Annotated in this window: 22 protein-coding genes; all 22 read right to left on the bottom strand. The window is 41.4% G+C overall.

The annotated features are described in order from the left end of the window. Positions 1-33: 33 nt before the first annotated feature. Positions 34-990 carry a phospho-N-acetylmuramoyl-pentapeptide-transferase gene (gene mraY / locus RYO92_RS00430; RefSeq protein WP_315369112.1) on the bottom strand — a complete coding sequence of 319 codons (957 nt, stop codon included), beginning with the start codon at positions 988-990 and terminating at the stop codon, positions 34-36. Between the two features lie 20 nt (positions 991-1,010). Beyond that, entirely contained in the window at positions 1,011-3,305 is a 2,295-nt protein-coding gene (locus RYO92_RS00425; RefSeq protein ID WP_315369111.1) for a peptidoglycan D,D-transpeptidase FtsI family protein, read from the bottom strand. Continuing rightward, on the bottom strand, positions 3,283-3,840 hold the full coding sequence (locus tag RYO92_RS00420; protein ID WP_314966308.1) for a septum formation initiator family protein: 558 nt from the start codon (positions 3,838-3,840) through the stop codon (positions 3,283-3,285). The genes RYO92_RS00425 and RYO92_RS00420 overlap by 23 nt, the downstream gene beginning before the upstream one ends. Positions 3,841-3,928: 88 nt before the next feature. Continuing rightward, entirely contained in the window at positions 3,929-4,864 is a 936-nt protein-coding gene (gene rsmH / locus RYO92_RS00415; protein ID WP_315369110.1) for a 16S rRNA (cytosine(1402)-N(4))-methyltransferase RsmH, read from the bottom strand. Further along, entirely contained in the window at positions 4,864-5,289 is a 426-nt protein-coding gene (mraZ, locus tag RYO92_RS00410) for a division/cell wall cluster transcriptional repressor MraZ (protein WP_007157923.1), read from the bottom strand. The genes rsmH and mraZ overlap by 1 nt, the downstream gene beginning before the upstream one ends. Positions 5,290-5,703: 414 nt before the next feature. Further along, positions 5,704-6,798: a redox-regulated ATPase YchF gene (ychF, locus tag RYO92_RS00405; protein ID WP_308578920.1), complete on the bottom strand. Its 1,095-nt coding sequence runs from the start codon at positions 6,796-6,798 to the stop codon at positions 5,704-5,706. 212 nt (positions 6,799-7,010) lie between these two features. Next, positions 7,011-8,027 carry a hypothetical protein gene (locus RYO92_RS00400; protein ID WP_315369109.1) on the bottom strand — a complete coding sequence of 339 codons (1,017 nt, stop codon included), beginning with the start codon at positions 8,025-8,027 and terminating at the stop codon, positions 7,011-7,013. Between the two features lie 180 nt (positions 8,028-8,207). Beyond that, positions 8,208-8,465 (bottom strand): type II toxin-antitoxin system RelB/DinJ family antitoxin, encoded by a 258-nt coding sequence (locus RYO92_RS00395; protein ID WP_315369108.1) that lies wholly within the window; start codon positions 8,463-8,465, stop codon positions 8,208-8,210. Positions 8,466-8,561: 96 nt separating this feature from the next. Further along, entirely contained in the window at positions 8,562-9,116 is a 555-nt protein-coding gene (locus RYO92_RS00390; RefSeq protein WP_315369107.1) for a hypothetical protein, read from the bottom strand. Between the two features lie 214 nt (positions 9,117-9,330). Continuing rightward, positions 9,331-9,570, bottom strand: a complete 240-nt coding sequence (locus tag RYO92_RS00385) for a nucleotidyl transferase AbiEii/AbiGii toxin family protein (protein WP_315369106.1) — start codon at positions 9,568-9,570, stop codon at positions 9,331-9,333. Beyond that, positions 9,567-10,160, bottom strand: a complete 594-nt coding sequence (locus RYO92_RS00380) for a type IV toxin-antitoxin system AbiEi family antitoxin domain-containing protein (RefSeq protein ID WP_315369105.1) — start codon at positions 10,158-10,160, stop codon at positions 9,567-9,569. The genes RYO92_RS00385 and RYO92_RS00380 overlap by 4 nt, the downstream gene beginning before the upstream one ends. Positions 10,161-10,280: 120 nt before the next feature. Continuing rightward, complete coding sequence (locus tag RYO92_RS00375) at positions 10,281-11,132, bottom strand: DUF2262 domain-containing protein (protein ID WP_315369104.1); 852 nt, start codon at positions 11,130-11,132, stop codon at positions 10,281-10,283. After that, positions 11,104-11,802 (bottom strand): vWA domain-containing protein, encoded by a 699-nt coding sequence (locus RYO92_RS00370; protein ID WP_315369103.1) that lies wholly within the window; start codon positions 11,800-11,802, stop codon positions 11,104-11,106. The genes RYO92_RS00375 and RYO92_RS00370 overlap by 29 nt, the downstream gene beginning before the upstream one ends. A gap of 90 nt (positions 11,803-11,892) precedes the next feature. Continuing rightward, positions 11,893-12,927 (bottom strand): macro domain-containing protein, encoded by a 1,035-nt coding sequence (locus RYO92_RS00365; RefSeq protein WP_315369102.1) that lies wholly within the window; start codon positions 12,925-12,927, stop codon positions 11,893-11,895. Between the two features lie 123 nt (positions 12,928-13,050). Continuing rightward, positions 13,051-13,668, bottom strand: a complete 618-nt coding sequence (locus RYO92_RS00360; protein WP_315369101.1) for a flavodoxin family protein — start codon at positions 13,666-13,668, stop codon at positions 13,051-13,053. A gap of 96 nt (positions 13,669-13,764) precedes the next feature. Then, positions 13,765-14,019, bottom strand: coding sequence for a hypothetical protein (locus tag RYO92_RS00355; RefSeq protein ID WP_243155842.1), 255 nt, complete (start codon positions 14,017-14,019; stop codon positions 13,765-13,767). A gap of 15 nt (positions 14,020-14,034) precedes the next feature. After that, entirely contained in the window at positions 14,035-15,288 is a 1,254-nt protein-coding gene (locus tag RYO92_RS00350; protein WP_007157935.1) for an ATP-binding protein, read from the bottom strand. Positions 15,289-15,604: 316 nt separating this feature from the next. Continuing rightward, positions 15,605-16,768 carry an iron-containing alcohol dehydrogenase gene (locus tag RYO92_RS00345; protein WP_315369100.1) on the bottom strand — a complete coding sequence of 388 codons (1,164 nt, stop codon included), beginning with the start codon at positions 16,766-16,768 and terminating at the stop codon, positions 15,605-15,607. Positions 16,769-16,929: 161 nt separating this feature from the next. After that, positions 16,930-18,015 (bottom strand): Fic family protein, encoded by a 1,086-nt coding sequence (locus tag RYO92_RS00340; protein ID WP_315369099.1) that lies wholly within the window; start codon positions 18,013-18,015, stop codon positions 16,930-16,932. A gap of 186 nt (positions 18,016-18,201) precedes the next feature. Then, positions 18,202-19,551 carry a DUF5722 domain-containing protein gene (locus RYO92_RS00335; protein ID WP_315369098.1) on the bottom strand — a complete coding sequence of 450 codons (1,350 nt, stop codon included), beginning with the start codon at positions 19,549-19,551 and terminating at the stop codon, positions 18,202-18,204. Positions 19,552-19,786: 235 nt separating this feature from the next. After that, positions 19,787-20,914: a YkvI family membrane protein gene (locus RYO92_RS00330; RefSeq protein WP_315369097.1), complete on the bottom strand. Its 1,128-nt coding sequence runs from the start codon at positions 20,912-20,914 to the stop codon at positions 19,787-19,789. 520 nt (positions 20,915-21,434) lie between these two features. Next, complete coding sequence (grdD, locus tag RYO92_RS00325; RefSeq protein WP_315369096.1) at positions 21,435-22,589, bottom strand: glycine/sarcosine/betaine reductase complex component C subunit alpha; 1,155 nt, start codon at positions 22,587-22,589, stop codon at positions 21,435-21,437. Positions 22,590-22,599 lie beyond the last annotated feature (10 nt).

The following is a 22,599-nucleotide window of genomic DNA, read 5'->3' as shown; positions in this document are numbered from 1 at the left end:
CTTTTTGCTTTTTCTTTTTTACTCTTTCATTTTTTATAAAATCATAAAGCAGAAAAAACATAGCAAAATCGTAACAATGGTAAAAATTGTCACCACCTTGGTCTCGGACCAGCCCAAGAGCTCAAAATGATGATGTATGGGCGCCATTTTGAAAATTCTCTTTCCATGGCTCCATTTGAAGTAGCTTACCTGAATAATCACGGAAAGCACTTCCACGAAATAAATGAAGGCAAAAATCGGAATAAATAAGGCGATTTCCTGCTGAATGGCCATAGCCACCACAAAGCCTCCCAAAGCCAAAGAGCCGGTATCTCCCATAAATACCTTGGCAGGATAGGCATTGAAGCATAAAAAGCCCAAAAGTCCGCCCAAAACCGCTCCCATAAGAGGTGCCATATCTCCCGTTCCCAGGTGATTTTTCAAAAGTAAGAAAAATACAATTACCGCAGTTACAGAGGAGCAAAGACCGTCAATACCGTCCGTAAAATTCGCCCCGGTATCGGTAGCGGTAATAATAAAGAGGGAAATCGGGAAGAACAGAACCAGTCCCACACTGTAAGCTTCCTTACCAAAGAAAGGAATGCGAAAGGCTCCGCTATATTCCTTGGAATAGAAAATATAGGAGATATACAGGATGGAAATAATCGTCTGGCACAGCATCTTCTGCCTTGGATTAAAGCCCTCGGACTGATGCTTTACCACCTTCAGGTAGTCATCAATAAAGCCTACTACCCCAAAGCCCATCCCCAAAAGGTAGGCCGGTAAAATATGAGGGTAGGTTCCCGCAAAGGGAAGACAGGCTACGCTGATGGCAATCAGAAACAAGATGCCTCCCATGGTAGGAGTTCCCTGCTTTTTTAAATGGCTATTGGGGCCGTCCTCTCGAACCTCCTGACCAAACTTCAATTGGTGCAGAAGCTTGATTCCCTTTGGCGAAATCAAAAGCATCACCAAAAAGGAAATCCCTAAGCTTATTCCCTCCATAAACATTTTCCTTCCCCCTCATTTCTTTATCTTGCAGATGTACTTTCCGTACTTTCCGATGTACTGGGCAGCTCGTCCGGAACCTCTCCCTCGTCTTCCGCCTTCTCGTCCGTATCTACACTTCGCTTGACTACTTTACCCTCTTGTGCATCAGAGGTGCTACTGTCTTTCTTAGCAGAAGAATTGTTTCCCGACTTTTCGGAAGCGCCTTCTTTTTTGCCGGTTTCTGCATTTTCATCCTCTTCCTTGCTCTGATTCTCTCCCAAAATACCTTCTTCCGACTGTAAGTCCTTGTTCAAAGAGGCATTGGGATCCGTTTCTCCCTGCGGCTGAATATTTAAGAACTGTAAAGCATCGTTCATAATCTTTTGCTCAATCTTGGTGGCAAAGGAAGCGCTGGCCTGAGCCTCTCCTTCCAGATTGGGTGTATCCACCACCACATAGACCAAAAGCTGCGGATCCTCCACGGGAGCAAAGCCGCAGAAGGAAACCAGATAGTTTTTCGCAGATCTTGGCAATTTTTGGGCTGTTCCTGTCTTTCCTCCCACATGGTAGCCTTGAATCTGTGCCGGCTTTCCTGTTCCTCCCTCTACGGTCTGGAACAAAGCCTCTCGCAAAAAGGCACTGGTATCTTCGGAAACGGTAACCCGCATCAGCTCCGGTTGCACATCCTTAATTACCGTACCGTTGGCATTTAAAATCTGCTTTACCACATGGGGTCTGTAATAGGAGCCCCCATTGATGACACTGCAAAAGGCGGAGGCCATCTGGATCATGGTAACGTTAAAGTTTTGACCGAAGGAATTGGTGGCCAGAGTGGTCTTTCCCAAGGTATCCGCCGTATAGACCAAAGAGGAGGTATCCGCCTCTCCCGGAAGGTCCACGGTGGTTTTATCTCCAAAGCCGAATACATGCTGGTACTTTACAAAAGTTTCCGCCCCCTCTGCAAAGGCAGTATTCATCATATAAACGTTACAGGATTGCATCAAAGCCTGCTCCGCATCCAGAGTTCCATGACCGTCTCTCTTATGACAACGGATGTTCCAGGTATGAACACCGTCACTTAAGGTCACCTTTCCGTCACAGGTAAAGGTGGTTTTCGGCTTAATAACGGATTCCTCCAAAGCTCCCGCTATGGTGAAGGGCTTCACCGTAGAACCGGGCTCATAGGTGTCGGAAATTACAGGGTTTCGCCAGACCTCATTCCAGGCCGCCTGCCTTCCATAGGAAAGAAGCTCCTCCTGGGTAAAATACTGCCCCACCTCATCTGTAGATATGCTTTTGTTTTCATGCTCTCTTTTATATACGATTTGGGCTTCTTTTTTCCCAAGCTCCAAAAGAAGACTCTCCGGATATTCCGCATCATCCAGCTTTCTCGGCTCATTTAAGTCGTACTGCTTAGTGCTGGCCATAGCCAGGATTTCTCCGGTTTTCGGATCCATAACAATGGCAGAAGCCACCTTGGATCCTACATCCTGGGTTTGCCATTCCTGCAAATATTTTTCCACCGTCCTCTGAATGTTGTAGTTGATGGTGGTAACCAGGCTATTTCCGTCGGTAGCTTCCCGAATCACGGATTGCAGCTTCGTATCGGAATCCAGATATCCATAGGTTCTTCCATTGGTACCGATCAGGCTTTTATTATAAAACTGCTCCACCCCGGCCTGTCCGCTTTCCCCGTCATCCGTAGTAAAGCCGATGATATTACAAGCTAAATTTTTATAAGGATAATATCTTCTGTACTCTTCTTCAAAATCCAGCCCCTTAATCCGGTCTTTCTTTCCGTCTTTTTTATACTGCTTATTTTGTTCGTCTATATAGTCCAAAAATGCCGTCCGCTCTTCATAGGACAGCCTTTTTTTATACTTATAGTAGGCACTCTTTTTCCCGTCCGGTAAAGCATCCTGCTTGGCAATATAAGCTCTAAGTTCTCCCGCATCCTCTTTGAAAAACTCCTCCACCGCCTTCAAGCTGGCTTCCTCATAACGCTTGTCCTGATAGGAAGTCATGGTTCTGGCATCCACAATCAGATTGTAAACCTTCTGGCTGGTGGCCAAAATGGTTCCGTTTCTATCCATGATGTCTCCCCTTTTGGCAGGAAGCACCTTGGAACCATATTGGGTTTGCCTTTGTCTTAATACCTTTCTGTTAAAAGCCTCGTTGTTGTTTCGTACAATCTGAAACAGGGCAAAGGTCAATAAGAGAAAGAGAATCAGAAAAAAGCAAAAACCGATAATCAGTTTTTCTTGCATATAAAACGGCAGAATTTTCGTCTGCCGTCTTCTTCTCTGTTCAGCTTCAGGATTTGGGGATGTTTTCATACTGCCTTACGTACTCACTTTCCGACTTTTTATACTCTATTACCTGATTTTCCCCCGGATATACCATCCCCAGTTCCTTGGTGGCAATTTCATAGACCTCTTCCGGATTCACGCTGGTATTGATAGCATTCTGCAAAGCATCATTTTTCTGCCGCAGCTTATCCAAGCGGGTTTTCTCTACCTCGATTTTTCGAATTCTGGTATTCACCTCCGTCTGCAGCTGAATGTAATGAAAGCATAAACCGCCCATCACAAACATCATCGCTGTAACGCAAAATACCAGGAACAGATTGGCAGAGGTTTTTTCCTTCAGTCTTTCCTGCTGCAAAATGTGATTCTTCTCTCTTTCCCGAAGAATCTTTGCTCTCTCCTGCAAGACCCGTCTTTCCATGCCGGAGGCAGCTCTTTTCTTTCTCTGCTCCTGCTTTTTCTCTATTTTTTTCTTTTCTACTCGCTTCTTTGGGAGATACTGCTGTTTCACGGCCAAGCTTCCTTGCACATATTGCAGCTGTCTCCTCTCTCCCCTTTTCTTCATATACTCCCCTTTATTCCCCCGAAAATATCTTCATGCCCTCTGCGCAACTTTTCCAATGTCATGAACAGCCGGACAATTTCTGACTCCTTTATGCTCTTTCAAAAATCCTTAGCTTCGCACTTTTCGCTCTGGGATTTTCTTCCATTTCCTCTTCACTTGGGCAAATGGCTTTTCTACTGATGACCTTGCCCAAACTTTTTCTCCCGCAGGTACACACCGGAAAGTCCGGCGGGCAAATGCAAGGATTCTCCGCTTCCTTGAAGCTTCGCTTTACAATCCTGTCCTCCAGAGAATGGAAGCTGATAATACAGATCCTTCCCCCGGGATTCAAGGCTTCAATCATGCTTTTCAAAGAATTATCCAAAACCTCCAATTCCCGATTCAAGGCAATACGGATGGCTTGAAAAGTTCGTTTTGCAGGATGACCTCCCTGCAGACGAAACTTCATGGGAATGGCATGAGAAATGATTTCCGCCAATTCCTTGGTGGTTTCAATAGGTTTTTCCTGTCTTGCCAAAACAATGTGCTTTGCAATATTTTTTGCAAACTTGTCTTCCCCATAGTCCCTTATGATGTGAAACAAGGAGGATTCACTGTAGCTGTTCACCAAATCCTTTGCACTAAAGTCCTGTCTTTGATCCATCCGCATATCCAGGGGGGCATCAAAGCGATAGGAAAAGCCTCTTTCTTCTTCATCAAACTGATGGCTGGAAACGCCTAAGTCTAAAAGAATCCCGTCCACCTTTTCTATAGAAAGGGAAGATAGGATTTCCGGAAAATGCTCATAATTGTCCCGAATGATGTGAAGCTGCTTGGCAAAGGGCTTTAATCTTTCTGTTGCCGCCAGTATCGCATCCTCATCCTGGTCAATACCGATCAGCTGCCCCTTTTCTCCAAGTCTTTCTAAAATATGGAAAGAATGTCCTCCACCACCTAGAGTGCCATCCACGTAGATGCCATCCTTCTTGATGTTCAGACCCTCCATACATTCTTCAACCATAATACTTTTATGAGAAAATTCCATTATATGCCCATGCCTTCCATGTCTTTAGCCAACTCTTCCGTATCGGAAAAATCATTCTTCTCTTCATAGCTCTCGGAAGACCAGATTTCCGCATAGTCTCCCACACCCAGAAGCATCACATCTTTTTCCAATTCCGCCTTGTCCCTTAAGACCTGTGGAATGAGGATACGTCCCTGTTTATCACACTCCACCGACACTGCACTCCCCAGAATATAACGCTTTAACTTTCTCGCTTTTTCACTGGTCATGGGCAAAGCCTGTAGCTTTTCCTCTAATTTCTTCCATTCCGGAATGGCATAGAGGGAAAGACAGCCATCTAATGAACGGGTTAGGAAAAATTCACTATAACCATCCTCACGGAACTTGGCAGGAATCATCATCCTGCCCTTAGTATCTAAATTTAAATGATACTCTCCCGTAAACATACTTACCACTTTCTCCCACTTTTTCCCACTTCTCCATTATAATACCGAGTTTTCAGGGAAATGGCAAGACAAGATACTAGAATTTTCCCACTTCCTTCCCCTGTTTTTTCGAAAGAACAAAGACGGAAAATCTCTAAATAGTAAAATGCAGAAAAACGTGAATAAAAGCCGTAAATTCAAAGCTTTCTCCACCCTATGCTCTCGAAAAAGTCAAGATGGAAAGAAGCAGTCATGTCAAAAAAGCATAAAAAAAGAAGATGAGCAAAAAGTCATCTTCTTAAAATTTATGTTTTGCCATTGTTGGAACATGGTTTGCTATTGTCAGGGTATGTTTTGCTCTTGTCAGAGCATGTCTTTCTGTGATTTAAGCAAAAGCGGTCTAAGGTGAAAGGAAAGTTGCTCCTTGGATATCCATTAAACATTGAAACGGAACAGTACCACATCTCCGTCCTGCATCACATATTCCTTACCTTCCATCCGCACAAGACCTTTTTCTCTCGCCGCAGAAAGAGATCCGTTATCCAGCAAATCCTTGTAATTTACCACTTCCGCCTTAATAAAGCCTCTTTCAAAGTCGGTGTGAATCTTTCCTGCCGCCTGAGGTGCCTTGGTTCCCTTCTTAATGGTCCAAGCTCTGGTCTCCTTCTCTCCTGCTGTAAGATAAGACATCAACCCAAGCAGAGAATAGGACGCGCGAACAATCTTATCCAAGCCTGACTCGCTTAAACCAAGAGACTCCAGATACTCTCCCTTTTCCTCCTCGGAAAGCTCGGAAATTTCCTGCTCAATCTGGGCGGAAATCACGAAGCTTTCGGAATGGTTCTTCTTTGCATACTCCCGAACCTTTGCCACATGGGGATTACTTTCTCCGTCATCTGCAAGACTTTCCTCCGCCACATTGCAGGCATAAATCACAGGCTTTCTGGTAAGAAGCCCGATGCTGTCCAGTAAAGCTCCCTCTTCTTCGTCTGTCTCAAAGTTGATGGCCAGCTTCCCCTCTTCCAGATGAGCATGCAGCTTTTCCAAAAGAGCATATTCCTTCTTGGCATCCTTATCATTATTGGCAAGCTTCTTGGTCTTTTGCATTCTTCTGTCCAAAAGCTCTAAGTCAGAGAAAATCAGCTCCAACTCAATGGTTTCAATATCTCTGATAGGGTCTACGGAACCGTCCACATGGATTACATTGTCATCTTCGAAGCAACGCACCACATGCACAATGGCATCCGTTTCCCGGATATTTCCTAAAAACTGGTTTCCCAAGCCTTCTCCCTTGGAAGCGCCCCGAACCAGACCCGCAATATCCACAAACTCGATAACCGCCGGAGTGATTTTTTCAGAATGATACAGGTCAGACAAAAGCTTCAAACGCTCGTCCGGCACAGCCACCACGCCTACATTGGGGTCAATGGTACAGAAGGGGTAGTTGGCAGACTCCGCCCCCGCCTTGGTAATGGCATTAAAGAGGGTGGACTTTCCCACATTTGGCAAACCGACAATTCCTAATTTCATATTTATTATATCTCCTTTAATTATGTTGTTTTTCAAGGCTTTTATATTATATCATTCAAAAAACACGTCTATTAAGCAGGATATATTATACAGTATACGAAGTTTAATTGCAATTTTGCCTTATTTGTATCCATGTCCATTTCTTTGTTTAAATATTATCACAAGATAAACATATCCTTTATCTCTTTTTCATAATCAAGTACATTATACGGTTAGCTATAAGACTCTTCCCTCTTTTTGGAGATATCCATTGCATCAGAAATAGTATCCGCTGTTAAAAGTGCATCAATATGTGCCCATACCCTATTACTCATGACAATTTTCTTTCCAACCCTAATTTCCTTTGAAGGTATGATTGCCGGTCCAAGCGTATATACAAAATGCATATTTGATAGAATCACATCCGGTATCTCAGGAATAAATTGATGAAGTTTATCTGTAATTACATAACTTTCAATATGATGTATGGACTGAAGCTTTCCATCATATCTGAAAGCAATATATGTTAACGGCTCTTTAGGCCATCTACCTTTTCCACCGCCAACCGGGCAGCAATACTTATGATATTTACGAACTATATCCAGATAAGTAATATCGCTCTCAAAGCTCTTTCCTTTCTCTGAAATTACTTCAGCGTTCGTCTTTCCAAGGGAAACAACATATACCCAATTTGTATTCTGATTTTGCGTTGTCATAATCCTACCTATATACCTCTTCAGCTCATCCAAAATATACTTTTGTGAATGTGTAGACTCAAATCTAACTTTGTCCACCATTTCATAAATACTCTTCCATGATAGATGTAACAATCTTGTATCCTTTATACGGGGTAACTTACGATATGCGTATTCTTCACTACATTCAGACAAAGAAACAATAGCTTTATGCTTCGCAGGATTAGTCTTGAAGCCTTCGCGTGTTGAATACAATTGTAATTGACTATACCCCGGAAGAATCCAACCTCTTTTTGCCTCAATAATCACATAAAAATTTTGATTGTCTGTGATTTCTAAGTCAGTTATTCCTTTATCCGCCTCAGACACTTGATATCTTACAATTGTATCTTCACTGTTTATCTTTATTTTTAGCAAATCCTCAATACATTTTTCCAGTAATCTGGGGCATTTTATAAGACACCAAGCAATACTTTTAGTAATATCATTTTCTAAATCACCTATTAAATCAAAGACATTTGTAACCGCTCGACCATGCGCTATTAATTCTGCCATAAACCTTATTTCCTTCCCACCACTACAGTAAGGCTCTAAAAATCTGCACAATATCCTTCTCTAAAAAAGTATCCTATGCATCTTCCATCCCTTCAATTACTATAATACGCTTTGCCATTTCTTCAATTCTCCTGCTCAGTCCAATATTCAAATTCCTCCCAAGCATCATCCGTCCAGTATTTAATCATCCAGATTCACCTCATGAACAGTGCCACCGGTTTTCTCCATCTGGGCCATATTCCTTCTTAAGCGGTCCATATTTTCTTCACTAAAAAACGGGTCTGTTGTAACTTCAAAAGGTATCCTTTGCTCTCTGGTAACTTTTGTTGCGAACATAGTATATGCAGCAGATACTGATAGCCCCATATCCTTACATGTTTTCTCCATTTTCTCTTTTAATTTTTCATCCATTCGAAAATTTACCATTGTCTGTGCCATAGCTACACCTCCTATTCTAAGCCAAGTGTAACGGATGTGTACTTCATTTACAATCATTCACTATTATATTGATATACTTATGGTCTTTCTTATGGCCTAAAATAAATCTCCCGATAAACCTTGATCATTGATTGACTTTCTGTGAAATTGTTCTATCTCTTGCATAAAACAATCCGCTTCTTTCCTATCCAGGATAATGCTTACATTCTTCTCTTTATGGAGTTTCTTCTCATGCAAACCATAAAAAATGGGATTTCTAACTTTCATGGTCATCTTCAGACAATGAAACGGACGATTTTTCGTTTTTATTTGTTCTATATCTTCCAGTTTAAATTTAAAATGTAATACACTTCCTCCTCTACTTCCATAAGTATAGTATTGAACAACTTCGTTTTCATCAATTTCTAATTTCACCCCGTTTATGAAGAGAGAATATCCCATAAACCATACAAGGAGTGGAACGACAATCAGCACAATTACTATAATCATTTTATCGGAAAAGTCAGTAGGATAACGCATAAGTTGCTTCAGTACCCAGATAACCATAAAAGAAAATATTACCAAGGTCAAGCAGCCTATCCTATTAAAGTTAGACTTATGAGGATAGGTCAAGACAAGTTCTGGTTCCTCTTGTAAAAATTCTAATTTCATATTTCCCCCTGTCTTTCGCATCCTTTCCTTTTTGAAAATTAGCATTTTCATACTCTATGTTGGATATTGCTCGGCAACTAAAATTACCATTAGAGGTCGAACTTCTTGACTCCTGCAAATATGCTACCGGATTAAGATATGCATGCATTATATTACTCAATCATTATTCTTAATTTTCTTGCACTCCCTATCACATCTTCCCATTCTAATGCACCTACGTAATAGTTCGTTTTACGGTAGTATCTACATCCATGGTTGAACGCATATCCACACCTACCAAAGAAGATACTAAAAGCCCACCCTTTAACACAAAATTATCTCTATATCGTGATAAAGAAACTCTCTCCAGAAGTCTTTCCATCAGATATATTCTTAGCATTATCTGGGATTTGTCACTACTTCCCCCTGCTTTATTTTTTATCTTTGCCTTTACAGCTGTAGCGCTTTTCATCATAGTAATACCTCTGTATATTGTCTCACCTTATCCGAAATTCCCATGATGCGAGCATATTCCATGAGCTTATGGATATTTTTGTCACTACCCGAAAAATAAGTTCTCAAAGCCATCTGGAATACTTGAATATCCATTCTATTTTTATTCTTGATAATATCACAGATACAGCGCTCTCTATCATAGATTCGTACTTTATTACCGGTAAAGGTCTTCTCCTCTGTCAAGCCAAGCTCTATCCATTCCGGTCTTACAGTATGAACTATAATACCTTTATCTTTTAGATGTTTCGCATTATATCCTCGTCCAACAGTAACCACCGGTGCAAAAGATTCTCTATCAGAAAGATTATGAATATACAAAGCTGTCTCATGAGAAAAAATAATTTTTCTATTTCTAAGTTGAATCAAATATAGTCTATCTTCCCACACATCAGGCGATATATAGATGCCGGGAGCTACCTTTTCCATATCCTTCTTACGGACATAATCCAGAACTGCACACTTTGATACTCCTTCATTTTGAGCATCAATTAATCGAATATATCCATTCTGTTCTTCAAGTAATTGATCAAAGATATTTACTTCGTTCATATGAGCCCCCCATTCGCTATAATTTTAAAATTTAGTAGCGAAAAGGTCAATATCTTCTCGCTACAATATCCTGTTTATGTAGCGAGAAGGTATATATCTATTTAGACCGTCTGTATTCTCTTATCCTTCAATTTTTGCCGAGATCATTCCTTTCTTAAGACTGCCGCTAACTGTGATGCTGTGCCCGAAGAAAAGCTCATCATCATCAAGGTAAGCGGTAAAGGAACCTCCCGCTGTCACCCAAAGCAAACTTAGACTAATTCTTTTGGCAAAGCTTTCTTCCGTAATTAAAGCAGCCTCTTCATCAGATTCTGCCCATTCGCAAGCCAGTTTCGTGAGCTTCCCTGCGGCAAATTTCCGAAGATCCACATCCCATTTTTCCTGTTCTAAAACCATTATTTTCAGCGCTTTTTTGGCCCTTGTAATACCTGCTTTATTATCCTTGTCTACATGTAAGGAAATATGAATCTTGCCACGAAGCCAGGCTATGTTTCCCTCAAAGCTTTTAAGCAGCTTATCATAAGTTAGCTCACCCAATACATCATCCTGCAAAACCACGGGTTTTCTATACTCTATAAGCATTTCTTCAAGCTCCGGACAAACTGCATCCTCTTCCAGAATATCTACAACTAAAAAATGATTCTTACTAGGCAATACTCCCTCAGGAACTTCCTCCGGCAGTTTTTCACGCACCCTTAGTTTGTAAATGGTTTCCTCTTCAAACTGAAATGGAGGCTCCTCTTTGTCTATAACCGGAAATTCGATCCGTCCCTCTTCTTTGTGAAGCTCTCCTGTTTCACAGTCCACATAGGCTAAAAAATACTCATCCCAGTCCCAAAACCCATTTCTTAGACTTCCTCCGCCTCCTTCGTGCCTTAGGACAATGATTTCTCTTTCCTTTTTCTCAAAAGTATCTTCCCATTCTGAAAGCGTCATTTTATTTCTACGCCTCATGTACTCCAGTAGATTCATGCTTTTCGCCTCTCTTTTCAAAATCCCGGTCAATATCCGCTTTCCAGGCACCACCAACAAACATCGTCTCCATATCCGAAACCTTGCATTCTCTAATACGTGTTACAGCTTCATCTATAACCCGGTAATTAAGCGCTGTTCCCACCTCATCACAGTGGTAGTTTGCTGCCCTATCACGCTTAATTCCCATGTTTCCCGCAACCTCTATGGCATCAATATTTGCTCCCAGAAAAAGAAATTCCCAATGATACTTCTCTTGTTGACTTTGAATAAGCTTCTTTACATCCGTAAAGGAATACTTTCTACTGGCATTTTCAAGGCCGTCCGTTGTGATTACAAACAAAGTCTTAGCGGGCCTGTCTTCGTCTCTTGCATACTTATGAACATTCGCAATATGACGAATTGCTCCCCCCACCGCGTCCAAGAGTGCCGTGCATCCACGAACATAGTAGTCCGCTTCCGTAAGCTTTTTTACATTTCCAATAGGGGCTCTGTCGTGAATTACTTCCGTCTCATCGTCAAACAAAACAGTAGATACAAATACTTCTCCGGCTTCCTTTTGTTGCTTTTCTATCATGGCATTAAATCCGCCGATAGTATCGGATTCAAGCCCGGCCATAGAGCCGCTTCTATCAAGGATAAATACAAGTTCCGTTAGATTTTCTCTCATAGGGATTCCCTCCATCATTTGCTTGTTTGCATGTTTACGAGGGTATCCTATCTCTTTCCGCTTTATTTTCGGTCACTTGTCAGGCGACATTTAAATAGCCTGCATTCCCAGGAGTGGTTCGCCATGTTCAAAAAGAGCCAGATTGATTTCATAGATATCATAAGCTTCCCGCTCTATAAAGTATTGCACAATAAGATCCTGCTTACTGCAGGGAGATAAGGCCCAACCCGCCCTTGAAAGCAAATCCTTTGTGTCATCCAGATTCAATTTCAATGCAACAGCTAGAGCCAGCGCTGTAGATTTACTCGGATTCTTTGTGGTTCCGCATTTCAGTTTGGAAAATGCCTTTCTGTCCAGGTTTGCTTTCTTCTGCACTTCAACATCAGTAAGGCCTTTTTGATCGGCAAAAGAGAAAACCAGCTCCATAAAGCTTTTGTCCAGATTCTTTACCGCATCCTCCAAGCTTCGAACTTCGGAAACCAGGCACTTTTCCGGACTGATATGCGCCCCGTAAACAGAGCTCACTCTAACGGGATCAGCATTAGAACTTTTTCCTCTAACATATGATTCCGAATACTCTTCCGAAATCTTTTCTTCTACATAATGATTATTGATATATTCATCAATATCGCCATAGAGCTCCGTTGATAGGGAATATGATTTTTCATCAAAAACCACAAGATAAAGCTCTATGTCATTTTCCGACATAAAGCTTTCTATCTCCGACAGGGCAATCCTAAGAGCAATTCCCTTGGGAAAGCCATAGCTTCCTGATGCCAAAAGAGGGATAGCAAGACTGAGAATATGATGTTCAATGGCAAGTTTAAAGATACTGCGGTAACATTTTCTTATAATTATTTCTTCGTCTGAGTTCCCACCCTGCCAGGCTGTTCCTACCGTATGGATAATATACTTTGCAGGCAGATTGTATCCATCCGTAATAAAGGAGCTTCCGGGAGCAATAGCCCCTATTTCCTGTCGTCTCCGCAAAAGCTTTTCTTCCCCGGCAGCCTTATAGACAGCACTGTCTATTCCCGCAGCATATCCCGGCATAGGGTTAGCAGGATTCACTATGGCATCCACCTGCATTTTTGTAATATCGTTTCGGATGATTTGAAATGGCATAGCACTCTCCACTAATCTCTTTGAGACACTTTTGGAGCAAAAAGGAAAGCTAAGTTATCAAGAAAAGCTACAGAAGGTTTGGCCCCGATGTTTGCTCAGCTCCCCTCTATATCCTCCCTTTCCTTATCGGACAAAATTTGTAGCTATCCCCTCTTCTTGCTCCGGCAAACCGTATTTTTCTTTTCCAAGGGCAATGCTCTTCATTAAAAAGGCCATATTTCTAGCCAGAGTTCTCATGGTCTGCAGGCCCTCCAAGTCTTCTTTCGCCTCTCCTTTTTCGCATCCGTGAACGCTGTTCCAGTATTGGCTGGAGGCCACCGGCATTCCACAGATGGTAAAATACTTATTCAATTCATCAAAGGTCGCGGATAAGCCGCCTCGTCTTGCCACTACCACACTGGCGCCCACCTTCATGGTCTTATCAAAATGTGTACTGTAGAACAGTCTGTCCAGACAGGCAATCAGGGTAGCATTTGCGGAGGCATAATAAACCGGAGATGCCACTACTAAAGCATCTGCGGCTTCAAACTTCTCTGCCAGTTCATTTACCGGGTCATTGAAGACACATTTTCCATTTTTATAACAATATCCACAGGAAATACAGCCTCGTATATCTTTGTTACCAATTTGCACGACCTCAACTTCTATCTCTTCCTTCTCAAATACCTTAATCATCTCCTCCAGGGCAATGCTTGTATTGCCCCCGATGCGTGGACTTCCGTTAATAATCAATGTCTTCATAAATTGTTCTCCTGACTTTTTTGTATCTCCTGTTGTGTATCTCCTCTAACTTTCCTTCTCGGGCTGATAATGGCGAGTTCTTCTCCATGGGTGATGTCATAGTATGCCGAAAGCGCATGCTCCATGTCGTGACAGGGCTGCCTTGGCTTTTACCTTATAAGTAATCAAATCCCAAGGATCTCCCTCATACTTCGCCCCTGCAGCAATGGCCTTGCTACAGTCCAAGACACTTCCGCTTCCGTAGCTCAGCAGAATCCTTTTTCCGAACTGCTTCATTACTTCCGGAAGTTCTTGAATTACGTCTTTTCCGAAAATGAGTCTTGTCGGGGTTTGATAGTCAAAGTTTTGCATATTTTCCTCCTGTTTTTAGATTTCCATACTATCCGGATTAAGAAGAAAATCATAAACGCTCATCACCAATATGCCTTCTTCATTATAAAGTGGTGCCACAGCATCCTTTGTAATAATAATCTTTTTAAATCCATCGCCTGTATTCACCAACGAGCGTTGCTCCTGTTCCATCTTTTCTTTATCAGGTAATGCATAGGCCGATTGAATATAAAATCTCTTTGAGCCTTTATTGCAAACGAAGTCCACTTCCAACTGTTTTCTAATTTTCTTACCATTTTTATCTACTTCATTCATCACAACAACCCCTACGTCCACATTATATCCACGAACTTTTAGTTCATTAAATATAATGTTTTCCATTACGTGAGTCTCCTCCACCTGCCTAAAATTAAGTCTAGCATTCCTAAGTCCCAGATCGGTAAAGTAATACTTTGATGGAGTATTAATGTACTTTTTGCCCTTAATATCATATCGAATTGCACTATCTATAAGAAATGAATCTCTAAGATAATCTATATATTTGATTATCGTATCTTTGCTTATGGACTTGTTCTTAACACTTTTAAATGTCGCTGATAGCTTACTTGGGTTCGTAAGAGAACCAATTGCTGACGATAAAATATTAAGAAGTTCTTCTAATTCCGCCTTATTTCGTATATTATTTCTTCCGGTAATATCGGAAATGTAGGTTTCTTCAAACAGGGATTTTAAAAAATCGGATTTCTGATCAGCCGTTTCAAAACCTAGGACAAGCGGTATTCCACCAAACAGTACATAATCCCTCCAGCCTTCTTGTTTGTCACCATCATATACGCTCATAAATTCGCCAAATGTTAGAGGATACATATGAACTTCATCCCCACGTCCACGAAATTCTGTAATAATATCCTTTGATAAGAATTTTGCATTACTTCCCGTTACATATACATCTACATTTTGCTTTCTTCCGAGGCTATTAAGAACTGATTCAAAATCATCAAGCATCTGGACTTCATCTAACAGAACATAATACATTCTTTCATCCGACATTTTCTCCATTATATATGGAAATAAGACCTCCGGATCTCTATACCTTTTATTCTCAAAAGAGTCAAACGCAATCTCAATAATATGATTTTCAGCAACTCCTTCATTTACCAAATACTCTTTAAAAAGATTAAATAAAAGATATGATTTTCCACATCTTCGCATACCCGTCACAACCTTAATTAATCCGTTATGCCTTTTCGAAATAAGCTTATTCAAATATACATCTCTACCTATTTTCATATTGGTGCACCTCGTCACATATTAGACAAAAATACAGATTCCGCATTTTTGTCTAATAGAAGTATACATCCTATCAAAGGCTCAATCAATACTCTAGAGCCAAGAATGCATAAGTTTATCACTGCTTGTTTTTGCCATTGTAGCGGAATACCTATGATTAGGGCTATTTCCCTGGTATAAACGCTCCCATCAATGTATTTACTCTACCAACACAAAAATGGCCAGCCGCCAAAGTGCGCTTAGCCATGTATTGTTACTACATTATATTCTGTAGAAAATAATTAAGTTGCATTCCGTCCTTCAAGGCATTTCGTTTTTATAGTGATTCCCTGAAAATCTCTGCAATATCCTTCTCTAAAAGAGGCGCCCAGGCCTCTTCCAGACCTTCATTTTCAGCAACATGCTTTGCCATTTCGTCGATTCTGCTCTCATCAATTCCCACATCTTTAAGATGCATAGGAATATTGATGGACTCGAAAAAACGGTAGGTTTCGTCAATCGCCTTATTGGCAATCTCAAATTTATCAAGAGAAGCATCTATGCCAAATACATTGATGCCGTACTTTACGAAGCGCTCCACCGTCTTTTCATTTAAGATATGCTTCATCCATCTTGGCGTGATAATGGCCAAGCCCTCTCCATGGGTAATATCATAGTAGGCGGAAAGAGCGTGTTCCATGCCGTGGCAGGGCCAGACGGATTCACTGTTTCCAAGGGAATAAATGCCGTTACAACCATAGGTACAGCAAAGCATCATTTCAGCCCTTGCGGTATAGTCTTCCGGATTCTCCAGACATTTTCTTGTATTAATCATCAGGCTCTTTAAAGCAGACTCCATAAAACCGTCATTTAAGAGGGTAGAGTCCTCACAGAAATACTGCTCGAAAATATGGTTCATGGCATCCGCACAGCCTGCTGCAGTCTGCTTCTTGGATACACTAAAGGTATAAACAGGATCCAAGAAGGAAACCACAGGATAAAGCAGGGGATCACTATAGCCCGTCTTATCATTGGTTTCGGTTCTGGAAATTACGCCTCCCGCATCATACTCACTGCCTGTCGCAGCAAGAGTAATAATATCCACAATCGGAAGTGCTTCCTTGGCCTTTACCTTATAGGTAATCAAATCCCAAGGATCTCCCTCATACTTCGCCCCTGCGGCAATGGCCTTGGTGCAGTCCAAAACACTTCCGCCTCCAACAGAAAGAATCACATCAATATTCTTTTCTTTACAGATTTTCACGCCGTCAAGAACACTGGGATCATACTTGGGATTGGGTTGAATATCGGGAAGCTCATAAATCTCATAGTCCTTCAAAAGCTCCTTTACCTTGTCATAAAGACCAATCTTTTTGATGCTTCCACTTCCGTAGCTAAGCAGAATCCTTTTTCCGAACTGCTTCATTACTTCCGGAAGTTCTTCGATAACGTCTTTTCCGAAAATGAGTCTTGTCGGGGTTTGATAGTCAAAGTTTTGCATAGTTTCCTCCTGTATTCTTTTTTGGTTTTTAATTTCGTTTATTAGCTTACTATGGTTTTATCTTACTCTTGTTTACCTTGCTAGGGTTTTGTCTTGCTAAGGTTTTTCTTGCACTTTTTTTCTTGCGCTAAGTTCTCCAAGCTCTCCATTTTTCATTCCCTTTAATACACTATAATCCACTCCCCCTTTTTATTTGATCCGATTCTTTTAATTGCTCCTTTATCCATTAATTTTTGAAGTGTTCTCTTTACTGTTGACTCCGAACATCCTATCCTCTTAGCCATTTCGACTCTGGTTAATGATGGATTTTCATATACTATATCAAAAATCTGTTTTTCTCTTCCTTCCAATTTTATTGTGTCATTTATTGGGTCATTTATCGGGTCATTTATTGGGTCAGCTTGAACCGATAAAAACTTTCCACTAATATGCATCTCTCTGTTATGCAGCTCATGCTTCTCGTCTAGAAGCAGGTTTCTAAGAAATTTCTCCAAAAAATCTGTCGTCTCATAAATACCTTTTTGAATGTTCGTATAGTTAGCTCTTACTAAAGCGTTTCTAAAATACCAAGAATTTTCAGCAAAACTATCATTCTCAGCATCAAACCCAAGCATCCTTAAATATTTAATAAAGAACACGGCTGTTGTTCTGGTATTTCCTTCACAAAAAACATGAATCTGCCACAGCCTGGAAATAAATATCGCCAAATGATGAATTGTTTCATCCAGGCTAAGTCCATTATATTTAAAATTTCTTTCTTGGGAAAAATCATAGTCCAATGTCTCGCGAAGATTTGTTGCAGAACCATAGGAAACCGTATCACCATTCAATACCCATTCCTTCTTGGTGATGTTGTAGTCTCTAATTTTCCCTGCATGAGAATAAATCCCTGCGAATAATTCACGATGTATCGAGATGTACTGCATAGGTGAAAAAATGAACGCTTTATCAGAAAGTAACTTTGCAATTCTGGCAGAAACTTTGTCTGCTTCTTCTGTTCTCTCCTCCGAATCTGAACGCCCATCTTTATCCTCGTAATAACTATTAATCAGCGCTCCGGCTTCATCAATAGTTATTTCACCATCAATGCTCTTTATTGCAGTTTCATAAAGATATTTCGATGGCTTCAAGCCATCAACATCCTGTAAGCCAATCGCGGTAGACCACGCCTGCCCCAATTCTTTTCGTGTAGGCGGTAAGTTTCTTATATATTCATCGAACGGATCCTTTTTTATATCCTTCATCATCCTCCTCCGATTCCCTTCGTTCTCCTTTAATATTCTATACTTTTAAATTATATTTGAGCACCCAAATATTTGCAAATTGAATTGCCTATCCTTATTCTCACAATTTTCCAAAAAAATAATCCGCCATCCTCTTTAGATAGCGAACTATTTTCTCAAATATTCATGAAACTCTATAATTGCAATATTTTACTGCAAACTCTTATACACGGAATAAGCCTTTCTGGGTCTTCCGCCTCTTTCATAGGCATCCTTTAATCCGAAGTGCATCTCCTGCAATGCCCCTCCTACATTGTGCATCTCCCCGGGCTGGTCATACTCCCTGGCCAGGAAGAAGGCTTCCACATAGGGATTGTTCTTGGCAATGTCATAAGCCTTGGCAATCTGATCTGCCTGCACATCCTCGTTTGTGGCATTAAAGCCCTGCTCGGAAAGAATCAGGTGTCTTACCTTACCGCTTGGAGAAAGGTACTCCGGCTTCTGTAAATAATCTGTGAGAACATTTAAGTTCTTCATATTGATAATCAAAGAATTTTCACTGTTTGTTGCCTTTCCGTCATCCTCAAAGTTCGGGTCGGAAAGTCCTTCCGGATAGGGATGCCAAGCAATACCGTAATCCAAATCCCGTAATCTGTCATTTAACAAACGCAGTAAGTCCTTTGCCTTATAATATCCTGCGGAAGGAGAATGCTCTGTCCAAACATAGTCAAAGGGAATGTATATATTGGCAGAGGGGTTATTCTGCTTAATGGCCGTGTACCAAATGCGGAAAGCATGGGCATACTGGTCCGCATAGTTTTCAATACTGCTGTGAGGAGTAAAATTCCATACGTTAGGATAGTTTATCTCATTCCCGATAACCCAGTTATCCACGGAATCCTTATATAAGGAAGCAAAACGATTGGCAAGCCTGGTGGTTGCATCGATTCCGGCCTGTGTGGCCACATTATAGCCATAGTAATGGGCTTCCTGTCCGCTAATTCCATCAGGAAGAGACTGGGGCTCCGGATTATTTCTCGGAGTGTTTAGCATAATGGCGGTAACGCTTACCCCGTTTGCCTTGGTATTCCGGAAGTTATCCATGAAGTTTTGCTCATAGTTGGTAAAGTTGTATATGATGTGCTTTACCCCTAAATCTCTCACGGAAGTGGCATCAAAAAGGGTATCTCTTGTTGCCAAGCCCTTCTTGGAACCGGATCTGGAAAATACCGTATCATTCTGCGCCGCTGCATTCCCTGCGGAGGCCCCTACACCCTTGGTTTGCACGGCTCCATTTACCACCCAGGCACCGTCGCCGTTTACCTGATACCCCTCCACCGTTGTGTTTGTTAAGAGATATCCGTCATTTTGAAAATAATAGGACTCGGCAATACCGTCGCCGTTTCCATCCACCCAGTTCCAGCCGGTAAGATAGCTTCCATCCGCATTTTCATACCACCATCCGGTACCATTACTTTTCCATGTTCCTGCAAATGCTGTCAGACTCATCCCTAAAGTCATAGCCGACGCCAAAAGAGGAATCAATGTTTTTCTTCTCATAATCTACTCCTTATACAGAAAATACTTTTCTTATTCTACCGAAAATCGCCAGGAAAGGCTAGTATATTTCCGACATTTTCTTAAATAATAATTATATTTCCCGGAAAAGAAAAACTGCCCCGCGATATACGCAGGACAGCTGATTTAAAATCTTGATTATGCCGTCATGGAGGAAGTTACTGCTTTCAGCTTTTTCAAACTACTATTGGAGCTGTTTCTTCCTCTTTCGGCTATATTAAACTACTGCAGGAGCTACTTCTTCCGCTGCTACCTTTACCTTCTTGCTCATTCTTGTGCGGATATCATATACCAGCATGAACGCTACAAGGATAAACCCAAGGTATCCGTTCAATCCGTAAAGCACATTTACCAAAGAACGATAAGGTAAGAAGCAAGCGATAACGCAACCAATGATTCCTAATACTACGGTATAAAGCTTATACTTCTTGGTTCCTTCTTTCTCAATTCTTCCGATACTGGTCCAAAGAAGAGGAACGGAGGTGGTATAAATTCCGCAGAAGATAATTACCGCAAAAATACTTGCCAAAGCAGGAGAAATGGTATTTGCCAAGATTAAAGCGGGAATATCCGCCTGGCTGGTTACATCGATATGAGAAATCAATGCAACGCTGGCAATCACCATGGTTCCCATAATAAACACTGCAGAGAAAAGCATTCCGATATTTACTTCCTTTACCCGGTTCTTAGAACCGATTTCAGCCAGGAAGCTGGCGAACCATAGAAGCATGAAGCCTGCATAGGAAGCTCCGGAGAGGAAGGGATTACCGTTACCTACCTGAACAATTTCATGCTTTCCGGTATCTACTGCCTTTAAATTCTCCCAGAAATTGCCTGCACCGTTAAAAATACTGATAACGGAAACCACAAGGATGAAAAATACGATGATGGGTCCAATCTTTCCTAAGGCTTCGATAACACCGTCCAATCCGAAAATTACGGTAGCAATAACAAATACGGTAAGGATTACGGCTCCTACACCATTGGGAAGTCCCCATTGCTGTGCAGCTGTAGCATTGGCTCCGCCACACATTACGATAAAGCAGGCATAGCAGAACAGTGCTGAAAAGTAGTCGAAGAAGTTTCCAATATACTTTCCACAATAGTGGGTGTAAATATCTCCACCTCTCTTTAGCTTCAAACGATTGCCGTTTGTTGCGAAGGAAAGATCGGTATAGATATAGATTGCTGCATTCACAGCGATGACAATCCATAGCTTTGATCCGTAAGAAGCCACGTACTGAATAATCTCTTGCATGGTGGCAAATCCGGCCCCAATGTAGAAAGCAATGCAAGCTCCACAGAAGCTAACCACTTTCATGAACTGCAAACTCTTTTTTTCCATTATTCTACTCCTTATTTTTCTTTTAATTCATTCATTTTTTAAGATGAATGTAAAGCAAATTGATAGTTTCGTTCTTCCTCCTTTCCCCTGATGTTTAATTGTTACTGTCCTCTATATTGTTTCCACATTATATCCGATAATTGAATACTATTCAATCTATTTTTCGGATATTAGGGAAATTTTTTTAGTTATTTCTTACTATTTTTCATTTCCTGTCGCAATATTTTTTGTTTATATTTTAACAAGCCCATTTATGTATAAGAAAATTTTGTCACTTTTTCCTTCATTTTTGGGTACAAAAATAAGCGTAACCGAAGGAATGTATGTCATCCCTACAGCTGCACTTTTTATACAATCGGCGGGGGGGCCTATAACAACTAAATTGTACGCAAAACAACCGGATTGCGCGCAAATTGTATAGGCAAAACCCCTGCCTTTTGTTTTTCTTTCCAAGACTTCTTTATACCTTTCCTAAAGGAAAGAGATCAGCCCGAAAGTTATGTACCTTCTCCGAGAGAGATTAAGAAATATATCCCTTTGCTCTTAAAATCTCTTCAGACTTTGCTAAATTGCTTTCAGAAACACGGATAATCGGCCCTGTACAGCCCATTCCGGATTCTGCATAAATCTTTTCTTTCCAAAGCTCCAATACCGCATCATCCAAATCTGTTACTTCAATGCCGTAAACAGCAGCGGTAACAATCTCCTTCTCCGGCATGGGAACGGATTCTCCCTGCTCCTTGGGCTTATTTGCCTCTCTGATTTCTGCAAGAATGCCATCTAAGCCGGCTTTCTTTGCCAATGCAAACTCTTCCTTTGCTACCCCAAAGACATTGCCCTTAATCAGGTCTCTTGCAAAGCGAAGAGCATTTGCCAAAACCGGTGCTCCGGAAGCTCTGGAAACAATCATCACCAGCTGGTTATAGTTCTCACCGATTCCAGGACCATAGCCATAGCCCTGAGCCTCAAAAGAGCCTCCTGTGTTGAAGGAAGAAAGCATCTTGGACAATACATTTCCGGTTAAGGAATCACACACCAATACATCCGGTGTTCCCCGAAGAACGTCATTTCCACGAAGAACCGCACCGCCGTCGGATCTGGAGGACTCTGCGAAGCGAAGAGGATAACCGTTGGACTGCAATTTCTTTAAGGCCTTCTCTGTCTGTCTTGCACCGTCTACATTTAAAATACCTACAGTAGGCTCTTTGATTCCGCAAGCCTTTGCTGTGATGATTCCGTAAAGGGCATTCTTCACCATTCCTTCAATACGATCTGTACTGGAGGTTCCTGTAGTATTGGCAATGAACATCTCCTTGCCGAATGCAGGAGTAATGGCTCTTCCTACAGTGGATACACCGATGGGGAAGGGATAGTGCATGGTTACCGCACCGTCAATCTTATGCTCCTTTAAAAGAGCATCCATCTTGTCATGTCCCTCTTCATCATTGTCCACCACAAGGGTTTCTACCGCATCATTTTTCAAAGAACCGATATAGAGTACGTCCACCCCATCCTTAGCCGCATCCACGGCAGCCTTCATGGAATTTTCCTCTCCGTGCTCCGAGCCCATACCTGTTAAAGCAATTCTCGGTTTCTTAGAAAAAGAGCCTGTTTCCAAACCTTCCGCCATAGCCAAAAAGGTATCCACAATGAGCTCTTTTATTTCTTTTGCCATAATTCTCACC

Origin of the sequence: Oribacterium sinus, assembly GCF_963553175.1 — a bacterium.
Classification (GTDB): domain Bacteria; phylum Bacillota; class Clostridia; order Lachnospirales; family Lachnospiraceae; genus Oribacterium; species Oribacterium sinus_B.
Note: the sequence above shows the minus strand (reverse complement) of the source record. Positions and strands in the feature narration are given on the sequence as shown.

What these genes read in the sequence shown, in the direction of transcription:
- RYO92_RS00350 (WP_007157935.1), bottom strand. Translation starts at nt 15,288, where the DNA reads ATGAAAATAGGTAGAGATGTATATTTGAATAAGCTTATTTCGAAAAGG.
- RYO92_RS00360 (WP_315369101.1), bottom strand. Translation starts at nt 13,668, where the DNA reads ATGAAGACATTGATTATTAACGGAAGTCCACGCATCGGGGGCAATACA.
- RYO92_RS00390 (WP_315369107.1), bottom strand. Translation starts at nt 9,116, where the DNA reads ATGAAATTAGAATTTTTACAAGAGGAACCAGAACTTGTCTTGACCTAT.
- RYO92_RS00365 (WP_315369102.1), bottom strand. Translation starts at nt 12,927, where the DNA reads ATGCCATTTCAAATCATCCGAAACGATATTACAAAAATGCAGGTGGAT.
- RYO92_RS00340 (WP_315369099.1), bottom strand. Translation starts at nt 18,015, where the DNA reads ATGATGAAGGATATAAAAAAGGATCCGTTCGATGAATATATAAGAAAC.
- RYO92_RS00345 (WP_315369100.1), bottom strand. Translation starts at nt 16,768, where the DNA reads ATGCAAAACTTTGACTATCAAACCCCGACAAGACTCATTTTCGGAAAA.
- RYO92_RS00395 (WP_315369108.1), bottom strand. Translation starts at nt 8,465, where the DNA reads ATGGCACAGACAATGGTAAATTTTCGAATGGATGAAAAATTAAAAGAG.
- mraZ (WP_007157923.1), bottom strand. Translation starts at nt 5,289, where the DNA reads ATGTTTACGGGAGAGTATCATTTAAATTTAGATACTAAGGGCAGGATG.
- RYO92_RS00355 (WP_243155842.1), bottom strand. Translation starts at nt 14,019, where the DNA reads ATGCAAAACTTTGACTATCAAACCCCGACAAGACTCATTTTCGGAAAA.
- rsmH (WP_315369110.1), bottom strand. Translation starts at nt 4,864, where the DNA reads ATGGAATTTTCTCATAAAAGTATTATGGTTGAAGAATGTATGGAGGGT.
- grdD (WP_315369096.1), bottom strand. Translation starts at nt 22,589, where the DNA reads ATGGCAAAAGAAATAAAAGAGCTCATTGTGGATACCTTTTTGGCTATG.
- RYO92_RS00335 (WP_315369098.1), bottom strand. Translation starts at nt 19,551, where the DNA reads ATGAGAAGAAAAACATTGATTCCTCTTTTGGCGTCGGCTATGACTTTA.
- ychF (WP_308578920.1), bottom strand. Translation starts at nt 6,798, where the DNA reads ATGAAATTAGGAATTGTCGGTTTGCCAAATGTGGGAAAGTCCACCCTC.
- RYO92_RS00370 (WP_315369103.1), bottom strand. Translation starts at nt 11,802, where the DNA reads ATGAGAGAAAATCTAACGGAACTTGTATTTATCCTTGATAGAAGCGGC.
- RYO92_RS00420 (WP_314966308.1), bottom strand. Translation starts at nt 3,840, where the DNA reads ATGAAGAAAAGGGGAGAGAGGAGACAGCTGCAATATGTGCAAGGAAGC.
- mraY (WP_315369112.1), bottom strand. Translation starts at nt 990, where the DNA reads ATGTTTATGGAGGGAATAAGCTTAGGGATTTCCTTTTTGGTGATGCTT.
- RYO92_RS00330 (WP_315369097.1), bottom strand. Translation starts at nt 20,914, where the DNA reads ATGGAAAAAAAGAGTTTGCAGTTCATGAAAGTGGTTAGCTTCTGTGGA.
- RYO92_RS00425 (WP_315369111.1), bottom strand. Translation starts at nt 3,305, where the DNA reads ATGAAAACATCCCCAAATCCTGAAGCTGAACAGAGAAGAAGACGGCAG.
- RYO92_RS00380 (WP_315369105.1), bottom strand. Translation starts at nt 10,160, where the DNA reads ATGAACGAAGTAAATATCTTTGATCAATTACTTGAAGAACAGAATGGA.
- RYO92_RS00400 (WP_315369109.1), bottom strand. Translation starts at nt 8,027, where the DNA reads ATGGCAGAATTAATAGCGCATGGTCGAGCGGTTACAAATGTCTTTGAT.
- RYO92_RS00385 (WP_315369106.1), bottom strand. Translation starts at nt 9,570, where the DNA reads ATGATGAAAAGCGCTACAGCTGTAAAGGCAAAGATAAAAAATAAAGCA.
- RYO92_RS00375 (WP_315369104.1), bottom strand. Translation starts at nt 11,132, where the DNA reads ATGAATCTACTGGAGTACATGAGGCGTAGAAATAAAATGACGCTTTCA.